This is a genomic window from Pseudomonas sp. GW822-FHT02G04 (assembly GCF_058802085.1).
This window is the reverse complement of the sequence record NZ_JBXANU010000013.1, coordinates 1-13,039: the sequence shown is the minus strand read 5'-3', so window position 1 is coordinate 13,039 and position 13,039 is coordinate 1. Positions and strand designations below refer to the sequence as shown.

General features: G+C 59.7%; 11 protein-coding genes, 1 tRNA gene and 1 pseudogene. 6 read left to right on the top strand and 7 right to left on the bottom strand.

Annotated features, from left to right (window positions below):
- Positions 1-200: 200 nt before the first annotated feature.
- Positions 201-274 (bottom strand) — tRNA-Cys (locus AC1RO5_RS17205).
- Positions 275-515: 241 nt separating this feature from the next.
- Complete coding sequence (locus AC1RO5_RS17200; protein WP_493176445.1) at positions 516-1,418, bottom strand: helix-turn-helix domain-containing protein; 903 nt, start codon at positions 1,416-1,418, stop codon at positions 516-518.
- A gap of 303 nt (positions 1,419-1,721) precedes the next feature.
- On the opposite strand from AC1RO5_RS17200, the gene AC1RO5_RS17195 reads away from it, so the two are divergent.
- Positions 1,722-3,032 (top strand): ABC transporter substrate-binding protein, encoded by a 1,311-nt coding sequence (locus tag AC1RO5_RS17195; protein ID WP_493176443.1) that lies wholly within the window; start codon positions 1,722-1,724, stop codon positions 3,030-3,032.
- 176 nt (positions 3,033-3,208) lie between these two features.
- Positions 3,209-3,982 (top strand): L-iditol 2-dehydrogenase, encoded by a 774-nt coding sequence (locus tag AC1RO5_RS17190; RefSeq protein WP_493176663.1) that lies wholly within the window; start codon positions 3,209-3,211, stop codon positions 3,980-3,982.
- A 30-nt stretch (positions 3,983-4,012) separates the two neighbouring features.
- Here AC1RO5_RS17190 and AC1RO5_RS17185 read toward each other — a convergent pair whose 3' ends face one another.
- The 5 genes and pseudogenes from AC1RO5_RS17185 to nirB form a co-directional block, all read right to left on the bottom strand.
- Complete coding sequence (locus AC1RO5_RS17185; protein ID WP_371924247.1) at positions 4,013-4,738, bottom strand: methyl-accepting chemotaxis protein; 726 nt, start codon at positions 4,736-4,738, stop codon at positions 4,013-4,015.
- Between the two features lie 132 nt (positions 4,739-4,870).
- Positions 4,871-5,626 (bottom strand): annotated as a pseudogene (locus tag AC1RO5_RS17180) (MCP four helix bundle domain-containing protein); the annotation flags it as partial.
- 130 nt (positions 5,627-5,756) lie between these two features.
- Complete coding sequence (locus AC1RO5_RS17175; RefSeq protein ID WP_007935595.1) at positions 5,757-6,197, bottom strand: CBS domain-containing protein; 441 nt, start codon at positions 6,195-6,197, stop codon at positions 5,757-5,759.
- Positions 6,198-6,228: 31 nt separating this feature from the next.
- A complete protein-coding gene (gene nirD, locus AC1RO5_RS17170; protein ID WP_493176441.1) occupies positions 6,229-6,615 on the bottom strand; it encodes a nitrite reductase small subunit NirD in 387 nt (128 codons plus the stop codon).
- Positions 6,615-9,176, bottom strand: a complete 2,562-nt coding sequence (gene nirB / locus AC1RO5_RS17165) for a nitrite reductase large subunit NirB (RefSeq protein ID WP_493176439.1) — start codon at positions 9,174-9,176, stop codon at positions 6,615-6,617. The genes nirD and nirB overlap by 1 nt, the downstream gene beginning before the upstream one ends.
- An 881-nt stretch (positions 9,177-10,057) precedes the next feature.
- On the opposite strand from nirB, the gene AC1RO5_RS17160 reads away from it, so the two are divergent.
- From AC1RO5_RS17160 to AC1RO5_RS17145, 4 genes are all read left to right on the top strand, one after another.
- The gene (locus AC1RO5_RS17160; protein WP_493176437.1) at positions 10,058-10,417 is read left to right on the top strand and encodes a DUF6124 family protein; all 360 of its coding nucleotides are present in this window, start codon (positions 10,058-10,060) and stop codon (positions 10,415-10,417) included.
- 312 nt (positions 10,418-10,729) lie between these two features.
- Positions 10,730-11,335, top strand: coding sequence for an SCO family protein (locus AC1RO5_RS17155; protein ID WP_019651622.1), 606 nt, complete (start codon positions 10,730-10,732; stop codon positions 11,333-11,335).
- The gene (locus tag AC1RO5_RS17150; protein ID WP_493176436.1) at positions 11,335-11,808 is read left to right on the top strand and encodes a copper chaperone PCu(A)C; all 474 of its coding nucleotides are present in this window, start codon (positions 11,335-11,337) and stop codon (positions 11,806-11,808) included. The genes AC1RO5_RS17155 and AC1RO5_RS17150 overlap by 1 nt, the downstream gene beginning before the upstream one ends.
- A gap of 166 nt (positions 11,809-11,974) precedes the next feature.
- Positions 11,975-12,901, top strand: coding sequence for a bifunctional 5,10-methylenetetrahydrofolate dehydrogenase/5,10-methenyltetrahydrofolate cyclohydrolase (locus tag AC1RO5_RS17145; RefSeq protein ID WP_493176434.1), 927 nt, complete (start codon positions 11,975-11,977; stop codon positions 12,899-12,901).
- Positions 12,902-13,039: the final 138 nt, after the last annotated feature.

The following is a 13,039-nucleotide window of genomic DNA, read 5'->3' as shown; positions in this document are numbered from 1 at the left end:
CCTGATAATGGCACCCTTTGTAGGGTTCAGCAACCTAACGCACGCGAGGATTGCTGGTCCGGGCAATCACCTATGAGCCACCCATTGAAGCTGCGCGCCAAGCTCAGTTGCGGAACACCTCCAAAAAATTGCGGAACACTTGGCTTTTTCGCAGGCAATAAAAAACCCCGTAGATCATTGATCTACGGGGTTTTTAATAGTGGAGGCCGAAGTCGGAATCGAACCGGCGTAGGTGGATTTGCAATCCACTGCATAACCATTTTGCTATTCGGCCTCAAACATCTGATGTTCAGTAGCACAACATCAAACGTGTAAACTCGTATCTGGAAACAAGATTCTAATCTAGCTTCCAACCCTTTGAAATCTAAGGGGTTTTCGTGTTCCTGAATCAGGAATGGACGCAATTCTGGACTGGTTCGAAAGGCATGTCAAGAACTGGAAGAAAATAATTCCAGATGCGCTAACGCCACTACCCGGTTGCTTTCGAGACTAACACTTCAGCGCCACAGAAAGCGCTACCCACCGCAAGATGCGCGCTGCAACCGCTGCCGATACTCACTGGGCGTCTCGTGCATTTCATGGCGAAAGTGCCGATTGAAATTCGATAAATTGGCATACCCCACTTCAAAACAGATATCGGCAACGCTGAAACTGCTTTGCGCCAGCAAACGGCAGGCGCGCTGGACTCGTAGTTTGCGAGTCAGGTCGACGAAGGTATGGCCGGTGGCGCGCTTGAAGAATTTGGAGAAGGCCGGCTCGTTCATGTCCAGGCGCTGGGCGATGACCGACATCCGCAACTCATCGGCGAGGTCGTTCAGGATGTAGTCGAAGACAATGCTCATGCGCTGAGCCGTCAATGCGTCGAGCATGGGCGCATATTGCAGGCTGGCAAGCGTTTGTCTCTCGTTGTCGGGGGCCGATGCCAGCAGTTGCAGCAACGACAGGAACAGGCACAGTCGCTGCAAGCCGTGGCACTGGCCGATCTCTTCCAGCAGTCGAGCTGCTTTCTTGCGGGTGTTGCCATGAAATTCGATGCCCTGCGCCGCCTGGCGAAACAGGCTTTGCAACTCGCTGAGCTCCGGGACCTTGTCACGCAGTTGCATCAGCATCTGACCATCGAATTGCAACACCACGTCACGGCCGGTAATTACCTCTCCTTTGCCCAGATCACTGATCCAGTCATGAGGCAGGCCGGGCCCGATCAGGGCGACATGACCGGCCTCGAACACGCCAATGTAGTCACCGGCCAACAGCCGACCGCTACCTTCGCGGATCAGGTGGATCTCGAATTCCGGATGATGGTTCCAGCGCGCTAGGTCGAAGGGATAGTCGTGCTCGTACCAACGAAAGCTGTGCTGGGGCTCGTTGAGGATGACTTCAAGCGCTGGCGGCTTGTCTGCGGTTGCGTGATGGTTCATCACCCTGGCGACTCCGTTTTTGTTGGTTTTATCAAGGTACCGCGAAGCCTGGGACGCGGTCGAAGTCTCGGGACGCTGACATGAGACTCGCACTAACGACGCCCGGTGCCTAGCGTGCTACATGGCGACCACTGATACTTTTTTTCCACGGTCAAAAAAGTATCAGCGACGCGTATGCCATTCATTTGTTCGCTGCTTGGGTAGCTGCAATTCTGTGGTCATCCCGGTGCGGCTATGACCCGCACTGTGGCCTACAACAACAATAAAAGCTTCTGCCGCCCAAGGCGCAGAGCGGAGATCACGATGAAGATCATTCCAAGCGCGCTTTTTCTATCCGCCGGCCTGTGCTCTGCCCTGCTCTGCCAGGCTGCTGAAACGGTGACCATCGCGACCGTGAACAACAGCGACATGATCCGCATGCAGCGGTTGTCCAAAACATTCGAACAGCTGCACCCTGACGTAAAGCTGAACTGGGTGGTGCTCGAAGAGAACGTGTTGCGTCAGCGCCTGACCACCGACATTGCCACTCAGGGCGGCCAGTTCGACGTGCTCACCATCGGCACTTACGAAACACCCTTGTGGGGCGCCAAGCATTGGCTGGAGCCGATAAAGGACCTGCCCGCCAGCTATGACCTAGAAGATATTTTCCCTGCGGTTCGCCAAGGGTTATCGGTCAACGACACGCTCTATGCCCTGCCGTTCTATGGCGAAAGCACCGTCACCTATTACCGAACCGACCTGTTCAAGAACGCCGGCCTGAGCATGCCCGAGCACCCGACTTGGACGCAGCTCGGCGAGTTCGCCGGCAAGCTGCACCAGCCGGATAAAGAACAGTATGGAATGTGCCTGCGCGGCAAGGCCGGTTGGGGTGAAAACATGGCGCTGCTGACGACCATGTCCAACGCCTTTGGCGCGCGCTGGTTCAATGAGCAGTGGCAGCCGCAACTCACCGGGCCGCAATGGACCGCCGCCGCCAACTTCTACGTCAACACCCTCAAGCAGTACGGCCCACCGGGTGTGTCGAGCAATGGCTTCAACGAGACGCTGGCCTTGTTCAACAGTGGCAAATGCGCAATCTGGGTCGATGCCAGCGTCGCCGGTTCCTTCATCACCGACACAACGCAAAGCAAGGTGGCCGATGATGTTGGTTTCGTCGCCGCGCCCACACAAGTCACCGACAAGGGTTCGTCCTGGCTCTATGCCTGGTCACTGGCCATCCCGGCGACATCCAGACACAAGGAAGCCGCCAAAGCCTTTGTGACCTGGGCCACCTCCAGGGAATACATCCAACTGGTCGCCGAGACGGATGGCATCAGCAACGTACCGCCGGGCACCCGCATGTCGACCTACAGCGACGCCTATTTGCAGGCAGCGCCCTTCGCCGGTGTCACGCTGAAAATGATGCAGAACGCCGACCCGGCGCACCCGTCAGCCCAGCCCGTGCCCTACGTCGGTATCCAATACGTGACCATTCCCGAATTCCAGGCGATTGGCACGTCGGTCGGCAAGCTGGTATCCGCGGCGCTCACCGGGCAGATGCCGGTGGAACAGGCCCTGGCCTCCGCCCAGCAAAGCACCGAACGCGAAATGAAGCGCGCCGGTTATCCCAAGTAGCAACGGCTTGGTGTGGAACCTGTAGGAGCGAGGCTTGCCCGCGAAGAATGCACCGCGGTTTTTCAGGGGTTACGCGTCATCGCTCTTCGCGGGCAAGCCTCGCTCCTACATGGTTCTTCGCAGCTTTTAATGCCCTCAACGGGCGTCTCTTCAGCTCTAACGATTGGATGGAAACAATGAAACGTCTAGAAGGAAAAAGCGCCCTGATTACCGGTTCCGCCAGAGGAATAGGCAGGACGTTCGCGCAAGCCTATATCCGCGAAGGCGCTACGGTCGCGATCGCCGACATCAACCTGGAACGTGCCCAAGCCACGGCAACCGAGTTGGGCCCCAATGCCTATGCAGTCGAGATGGACGTGACCGATCAGCAATCCATCGACGCTGCCATCGCCACGGTGATCGCCGCCGCAGGCAAGCTCGACATCCTGATCAACAACGCGGCGCTGTTTGATCTCGCGCCGATCACGGAGATTTCTCGCAACAGCTACGAACGGCTGTTCTCGATCAACGTTTCCGGCACCCTGTTCACACTGCAGGCCGCGGCCAAGCAGATGATCCGCCAGGGCCACGGCGGCAAGATCATCAATATGGCCAGCCAGGCCGGGCGGCGCGGTGAAGCGTTGGTCGCGGTGTATTGCGCGACCAAAGCGGCGGTGATCAGCCTCACGCAGTCGGCCGGTCTCAACCTCATTCCCCATCGAATCAACGTGAATGCCATCGCGCCGGGGGTGGTGGACGGTGAGCATTGGGACGGCGTCGACGCGCTGTTTGCCCGCTATGAAAATCGCCCGCTCGGGGAAAAGAAAAGGCTGGCGGGTGAGGAAGTTCCGTACGGACGCATGGGCACAGCGGAGGACCTTGTCGGCATGGCGATTTTCCTGGCATCGGCCGAGAGCGATTACATCGTGGCGCAGACCTATAACGTTGATGGCGGCAACTGGATGAGCTGACTGGCCCTGATGACAGGGCCAGCCGATGCCTCAAAGGCGAAACCGATCCACCGACTGCGAGAGCTGTCCGGCCAGGCTGGACAGTTCATCGGTGGTCGAGGCGGTCTGGTTGATCACCTTGCTGTTGCCTTCGGACATACCGGCAATCATTTCCACCTGATGTGCGATTTCGTTACTGGCCAGGCTCTGCTCGCCGATCGTGCGGCTGATGTCATTGACCAGCTCCGTGGTATTGAGCGTGGCCTGGAGGATTTCGCGGATGGCGCGCTCGACGTCGGCGGTCACCGCCATGCCCTTGTCGACCTGTGCGACGCCTGCCTCCATGCTGCTGACCGCCTCGCGAGTGCTTTGCTGGATACGCGCGACCATGGTGGCGATTTCCTGGGTGGAGGCGCTGGTGCGGCCTGCCAGGCTGCGCACCTCGTCGGCCACCACGGCGAAACCACGGCCCTGCTCACCGGCGCGGGCGGCTTCGATGGCGGCGTTAAGCGCCAACAGGTTGGTTTGATCGGCGATGCCCTTGATCACCTGAATGATGCTGAAAATCCCCTCGGACTCCTTGTCCAGGGTACGGATCACCTGGGCCGACTGCTGCGCCGAACGGGCAATCCCGTCCATGTCGCTGACCACCTGATGAATCACCCGACCGCCATCCTTGGCCAGTTCCTCGGCCTGGTTGGCCATGTTCAGTGCACGCTCGGCATGCCGGGTGATTTCCTCGATGCTCGCAGTCATTTCGCTGGCCGCCGCGGCCATGGTGCTGGCGGCGACGCTTTGCTGCTGGCTGCTGCCCGCGACCTGGTGGCAACCGCTGCTCAATTGCTGGCTCATGCCACTTACGCCGTGGGCGTTGCTGCGAACCACTTCGATCATGCCGCGCAGGTCACGCTGCATGGTTGCCAGGCTGCGAATCAAGGTGCTGGCTTCGTCCTTGCGGGTGGGCTCGACGATAGGCTCGCTCAGGTTGCCATGGGCGATGCTGTCGGCAATCCGGCTGGCGATCTGCAATGGCCCCATGATGCTCAGGATGACCGAGCGTCCCAGGGCGAGCAGCAGCAACAAGCTGGCAATGAGTACGACGCCGAGGGTGAAGTTGGCACTGCTGATGGTTTGCCGAGTGCCCGCGCTGGTCTGTTGGGTGTTGGTTTCGATCAGCTCACTGAGGGCGGCCATCTGGTCTTCCAGTTGGCTGAACGCGTTATTGAACGTGCCCAATTGCTGTTGTGCGGAGTCCGGATTATCCAGCGCCAGCCCGACAATGCGTTCGGCGGCACTGATGTACGTATCGAGGCTTGGCTTGATCTTGTCCAGCGCGGCCTTGAGGGTATCGTTGACCGGCAGCTTGAGGTTGTCACCGAGCATCTCGCGAAAATGCGCAGCATGCTCATTGAGTGAACTGCGCACCTCGGCCTTGCTGCTGGGGCTCTTGCCCAACCCTACCAGCATCGCCGACAGCACATCGGCGCGCAGTGCATCGTGCATCATGTCGGCTTCGAGGTGGTTGCGCAGCGCGGTCATGCTGACCTCGTTGTCACTCACCGCCTCGGCCATCCGGGTATTGCCCACATAGCTGACCAAGCTCACGATCAGGGCGGTGAGCAAACTGGTGCCGATCAACAAGATCAAACGTAATTTTATGGACACTCGATAGTTCCCCTGTCGGCAGATGCGTGGTCGGCTAGTTGCCTACTGTTAGGGTTATCGACTGTTCCAAGCGGTTACTTAGGCTTATTTCCACTCAAGCCGTTTTTTGCGACCTACGGTATACGCGGGCTCAATGCCCGCGAATGTAGTGCTCAAGTTGCCGAATCAAATCAGCCTGCTCGACGATGGCTTCCTTGACCAGATCGCCGATCGACAGCAGCCCGATCAGTTCCCCGCCCTCCAGCACCGGCAGATGACGCAAATGACTGTCGGTCATGACCTCCATGCAGCGCTCGATGCTCTGCAAACTGTCGGCAGTCACCACCGGCGCGCTCATGATCTCGCGCACCGGCGTGCCGACCGAAGAACGCCCCTGTAGCACCACCTTGCGCGCATAGTCGCGCTCGCTGATGACGCCGACCACCTGCCCTTCTTCGATCACGGGCAGCGCGCCGACGTTCTTCTCGGCCATCATTTTCAGGGCGTCGAGGACCATTTGATCCGGTGCGATGCTGTGCACCTGCTGGTTTTGCACGACCTTCAGTTTCAGCAACTGTGCGGCTGTTTTCATCAACGTTCTCCTTTACGGTTCAGCGGGACGGTCAAGCCGCCGCAACTTCCACGACGCCGGCGTTCAGACGCACCGGCCACACCCGCAGACGCTGCTCCGGGTACTCCAGGCAGCTACCGTCCTCGAGACGGAAATGCTGCTTGTAGATCGGCGAAGCCACCACCAGATCTCCCTTGAGACTGCCGATCAAGCCGCGGCCAATGACGTTCGCGCCGGATTGCGGATCATGGTTATCGATGGCGTAGAGGGTGCGGCCTTCGGCCTGCGGCAGGTAGAACAGCGCCACCTGGGCGCCATCGAGCCAGACGACAACTCCGGAGTTGCTGACCAGATCCTGCTGGCTGCACACCGCCTGCCAGGCCTGGGCATTGGCCGCGGTTACAAGGGCATCGACACGCTGGGTAGTGGACTGGCTCATCAGGCATTCTCCTCGGTGACAGGGATAAGGTTGAGTTCGGCGGCCATGATCGGCCGGCGCTGACCGCGTTCCTGAACAAAATGGATGTCCGGGTCCGGGCGTTGATCGTTGACGAAGGTGCGGAAGCGCTTGAGCTTTTCCGGGTCTTTGAGGGCATTGGCCCATTCGCATTCGTAGCGGTTGACCACCAGTTGCATCTGCGATTCAAGTTCGGCGCCAAGCCCCAGGCTGTCGTTGATGATCACGTCCTTGAGGTAATCCAGGCCGCCCTCCAGGCTTTCGCGCCAGACCGAGGTGCGCTGCAATTTGTCGGCGGTGCGAATGTAGAACATCAAGAAGCGGTCGATGTAACGGATCAGGGTTGCATCGTCCAGGTCGGTGGCGAACAGCTCGGCGTGACGCGGGCGCATGCCGCCGTTGCCGGCCACATAGAGGTTCCAGCCATTCTCGGTGGCGATCACGCCGACATCCTTGCTCTGCGCCTCGGCACATTCACGGGTGCAGCCAGAAACGGCGAACTTGAGCTTGTGCGGCGAGCGCAGGCCTTTGTAGCGATCTTCGAGGGTCAGGGCCATTTTCACGCTGTCCTGCACGCCGTAACGGCACCAGGTGCTGCCCACGCAAGACTTCACGGTGCGGGTCGACTTGCCGTAGGCGTGCCCGGTTTCGAAACCGGCCTCGATCAGCTCGGACCAGATGTCCGGCAACTGGTGCAACTGCGCGCCGAACAGGTCGATCCGCTGGCCGCCGGTGATTTTGGTGTAGAGGTCGTATTTCTTCGCCACCACGCCGATTGCGATCAGCTTGTCAGCGGTGATCTCACCGCCAGCGATGCGCGGCACCACCGAATAGGTGCCGTTCTTCTGCATATTGGCCATAAAAGTGTCGTTGGTGTCCTGCAACGGCACCAGCGAGGGGTCCATGATCGGCTGGTTCCAGCACGAGGCGAGGATCGAGCCCACTGCCGGTTTGCACACGTCGCAACCGGTGTGTCCACGGCCGTGCTTGGCCAGCAGTTCTTCGAAAGTGATCACCCCCTCTACCCGCACCAGCGCATAAAGCTCTTGGCGGGTGTAGGCGAAGTGTTCGCACAGGCTCTTGTCGACGCTGACGCCACGAGCAATCAGTTCATGCTCGAAGACTTGCTTGAGCAGCCCCGCGCAACCGCCGCAACCGGTGCACGCCTTGGTCTGCGACTTGAGCAGGCCGAGGTCGGTGCAGCCGCCGTCGATGGCCGAGCAGATCGAGCCCTTGGTGACGTTGTGGCAGGAGCATACAGTCGCCGACTCGGGCAACGCGCCCGGGCCCAGGGTTGGCGCGCCGGTGGACGACGGCAGAATCAGGCTGGCCGGTTCCGACGGCAAGGCAATGCCGTTCTGCATGTATTGCAGCAAGGTGTCGTAATAGCTGTTGTCGCCGACCAGCACTGCGCCGAGCACACGCTTGCTGTCGGCATCCACCACCAGCCGGCGGTAGCTGGCTGTCGCTTCATCGATGAACTGATAACTGCGCGCACCCGGCGTTTGCGCATGGGCATCGCCGATGGAGCCGACATCGACGCCAAGCAGTTTGAGCTTGGTCGACATGTCGGCGCCCTGGAACGGCTCGGCGGCTTGATTGCACAGCAGCGACGCGACGCCACGGGCCATCTGATAACCGGGAGCGACCAGGCCGAAGAGGCTGCCATTCCAGGCGGCACATTCGCCGATGGCGTAGATGTTCGGGTCGCTGGTCAGGCACTGGTCGTCGATCACCACGCCGCCGCGAGGACCAATGTCCAGCGCGCATTGGCGGGCCAATGCATCTTGCGCGCGGATGCCGGCGGAGAACACGATCAGGTCGGCTTCGAGAAATTCGTCATTGGCAAAATTCATCCGGTAGCGGTACTGCTCGCCGGCACTGATCGACTGCGTGCCACGTGACAAGTGCACACCCACGCCGAGCCGCTCGATTTGCGCCTTCAGCGCCAGGCCGCCCTGCTCGTCCAGTTGCACCGGCATCAGGCGCGGGGCGAACTCCACCACATGCGCTTCCAGGCCCAGGCTTTTCAGGGCATTGGCCGCTTCCAGGCCGAGCAGACCACCGCCGACCACCACGCCACGCCGGGCATTGGCCGCAGCAGCACGAATCGCGTCGAGGTCTTCAAGGGTGCGGTACACCAGGCGCGAGTCGCCTTCTGCGCCTTCAATAGGTGGCACGAAAGGATAAGACCCGGTGGCCAGAACCAACTTGTCGTAAGCGACGCAACCTTGCGCGGTAATCACCTGGCGCCGGACGCGGTCGATTTCCAGCACCGGCACACCCAGATGCAGGGTGACGCCCGGCGTCTGATAGAGAGAGGCTTCGCCCAAAGCCAGCGATTCGGCATCGCGACCGCCGAAATACTCGGACAGATGCACACGGTCGTAGGCGCGCATCGGCTCTTCGCTGAAGACATGCAGCCGGTAGTGGTCGAGGGCGCCGCGCTCGATGAGCTGCTCGACACAATGATGTCCGACCATGCCATTGCCGATCACGATCAGCGTTTGCAGTTTGTTCAATGCGGCAACATTGGAATTCATAGTAAGCACCCAGCCAAAGCCAATCACGGATAAAAAAGCAAAAAAAAACGCCTGAAACCTCTCGGTTTCAGGCGTCTTTGCCTGTTCTTCGCGGTGTTCGACCTGGCGCCTTCGCCTGATCCACCGATGTTGCCCACGACCTGCCCGGCCGGTCGATCTTCGTTGATCGAGTGGGCTGCCCCCTCTTTTTCAGATGAGGCTGAAGGGGAGAATGCAGCCTTTGTGCCAGTCTGTGGTGTATGACTTCCTTGGTTCTGGAAAGCCGACTGCTGAACGATGGAACAATGTGATAAAGACCGCGGCCCAGGCAGGTCTCATCAGGTGCAAGTCAACGTTGCAGGCCCCCGCGAGTGGGTGGGCGGACGGTGTTGCTGAAGGAAGGGATAACTCAGGAAACCGCTTCGCACTGGTGCATGTTGTCAGGCATGGCTCTTTAAAAGTGCATGCGGCTACGTTCTATTTAGCCCTGTGAGTTTGTTTTCTTAAGGTTTTCACCACTCGTAGGAAGTGCGTGTCAGATCACTCAACATCTCTGGAATGCGCGCGTTTAAAAGCCCTGAAGGTTACTTCCTGAAAGCCACAAGACCTTGCGCCGTTGCCTACGCTTACGCCAGAATCCGCCGGCTTGTACGCCTTGCTCCCGGCCTCTATCGTTTCCGTGCCACTGCCCATCAGTGGTCGGGTTTAGTCGCCCGTGTTAACTCGGTTGTGCATGCATCTGTCATGCAGGTATTTCATTACCTGTACTTGATGGTGGCTGTACGTAGGGCGCCCTCGGGCGCGCCGGATTGCTGAGTTTCCCGGTCGACTAACCTGCGTGCAGTTGCCTCCCCTTTCGTTTAGTCGCAAGAGGGGTGGCACATCATTAAGAGACTCAGCAAATGATAAAACCTTCACCGAATCCACCGGACACTGATCCGATTTCCCCCTACGAACCCGGTTCAAAAAAACTCAACGAGGCCGCCGAACGGGCCCTCGACTTTCACCTCAATTCGATTGCCGACATCAAAGCCACCCCACGAACACGCAGCACCCTGTTCTCCGTGGCCCCAGAAGCCACCGCCGAAACCCTGGCGGTTTTTTTGGTCGAGACGCTGGCCTCGGTCGATGTGATGGTCCATCAGTTGGTGGATCATCTGGAGGGTGAGTCGCGCTACGCCCTGCTGGGCATTTCAAACAGCATCATGGTGGCAGAGATCACCGCGAACCGGGTTCTGGATCACATTAATACGCCTGAGTAGTTGTGGGCTGTTGTGGTGAGTGAGTTGCTGACGCAGGGTTGTGCAGTGATCCTTTTTTGGGGCCGCTTCGCGCCCCAGCGGGAGCAAGCTCCCTCGCCACAGGTTCCTCGGTGCCATTCGGGCAAGCGTTGCCTTCAGCAGCATCGCGTATTTGTATTTTCACGTATATCGAGGCCGCGACGTTTTGGCGCATACCGGCAGGCCATCGATTAAGCGCCACAGGGCAACAGTTTGTTAACATCCATGCGCTTTTTTTCGTCTGATTGATCAGCCACTGTAGATTCCCCGTCGCTACACAGGATGCTTTTGTTCATGAGTACGTTGTATACCCGTCGCACGGTCCTGCGCGGCATGAGCCTGCTGAGCCTCGGCCTGCTCGCTGGCTGCGATGACAGCAGCAAGCTGTCGTTCAAGTACGGCAAGGACCTCAGTGACAAGATCATGGGGCGTACCTTCAAACTCAAGGACGCCCAGGGCGAGTACCGGATGCTGGGCAGCTATCGGGGCCTGATGCCGATGATCTTCTTCGGCTTCACCCAATGTCCGGCGGTCTGCCCGACGACGCTGGCCCGTGCGGCACAGGCGAAAAAACTGATGGGCCGCGATGGCGAACGCCTGCAAGTGATCTTCATCACCCTGGACCCCGAGCGCGATACGCCGCAAATGCTCGACGCCTACGTCAAGGCCTTCGATCCGAGTTTCGAGGCGCTGTACGGTACGCTGGAAGAAACCGCCGCCACCGCCAAGGAGTTCGGTGTGTTCTATGAAAAGATCCCGAGCGGTTCGACCTATACCCTCTCCCACACCGCGACCAGCTTCGTTTTCGATTCCCGAGGCAATCTGCGCCTGGGGCTGTCCGCGTCCCTTACTGCCAAAGAGTGTGCAGAAGACCTGCTCACCGTCATGGAGGTCTGCTGATGACTTCGATTTGCGCACCACGTATTAAACAATTGGTTCTAGGCCTTTCCCTGATTGGCATGGTTTGGCAGGTGTCTGCTCAAACCCAGGTGAACGACGCCTGGGTTCGCGCGACGGTGGCCGGCCAGCATTCGACCGGCGCCTTCATGACCGTGCAGGCCGACGGCGATAGCAAACTGCTCAGCGTGCAGTCGCCAGTGGCGAACACCGTGCAAATTCACCAGTCCAGCATGAAAGACGATGTGATGAGCATGAGCCAGGTCGAGTCCGTCGTGCTGCCGGCCGGCCAACCGGTAAGCTTCGATCCCCATGGCTATCACATCATGTTGATGGATTTGACGGCCCAGGTTAAGGAAGGCGACAAAGTGCCCCTGACCCTGACCGTGGAAAACGCCAAGGGCGAAAAAGAGACGATCAAGGTTGACGCCGAGGCTCGGGCGCTCGGCATGCATGATCACAGCAAGATGCATTGAGAGGCTCAATCCCGGCCTGTCTGATCGCTGGTGTTCCAGTCGCGTATGCCTGCCCTCACCTGATAGCCTGAACCCCCTTGCCTGCATGTCTCTGATGGATCATCGGCGCGAGAAGACGCCGCGATGATCACTTCACCCCCATTCAATCAAGACAACGGTGACTCTTTTGATCAGCAGCACCCCCACATTTGCCCGTGATATCGACGGCAAAGCCATTTCTGCCAAGGTCCTCGACGAGGTCCGGGAAGAAGTTCTGGCCCTGGCCGGCCAGCAGATCTACCCCGCCCTGGCGGTCGTGTTGGTCGGCGACGACCCGGCCAGCCATGTGTATGTGCACAATAAACTGCTGCGCGCCAAGGAAGTCGGTATCCGCTCGCTCGAACACCGCTTGCCGGAAACCGCCAGCCAGGCCCAGGTGCTGGAACTGATTGCACAACTCAATGCCGATCCCACAGTGAACGGCATCCTGGTGCAACTGCCCTTGCCCGCCTCTATCGATGAGCAAGCAGTGATTCATGCCATCGACCCGATCAAGGACGTGGATGGCTTTCATCGGGAAAACGTCGGTGGGCTGGTGCAAGGCATCGAGGTCCTGACCCCGTGCACGCCCAGCGGCTGCATGCGCCTGCTGCACGAAACCTGCGGTAATGACTTGAGCGGCTTGCACGCGGTGGTCATTGGCCGTTCGAACATCGTCGGCAAACCGATGGCGACCTTGCTGTTGCAGGCTAACTGCTCGGTCAGCGTGGTGCATTCGCGCAGCGTCGACGCCCCGGCGTTGTGCCGGTTGGCGGATATCGTGGTCGCGGCGGTGGGCCGGCCAGCGTTGATCGACGCCAGTTGGCTCAAGCCCGGCGCGGTGGTGATCGATGTCGGCATCAACCGCATCACCAGCGAGTTCGGCAACCGTCTGGTGGGCGATGTCGATTACGCCAGCGCCCGCACCGTCGCCCGCGCGATCACGCCGGTACCCGGTGGCGTCGGGCCGATGACCATTGCTTATCTGCTGAAGAACACCTTGATCGCCAGTCGCTTGCAACGCGCGGCACAGGCTCGCGGGCAGCAGCCTGAGGACGAGCTGGCGTTGAACTGAGCATTGATCTGACCCCAAAATCAGGATTGGTGTCCAACTTTTGGGGGCAGATCAACCTGTAGGAGGGGGGGGGGGGGGGGGGGGGGGGGGGGGGGGGGGGGGGGGGGGGGGGGGGGGGGGGGGGGGGGGGGGGGGGGG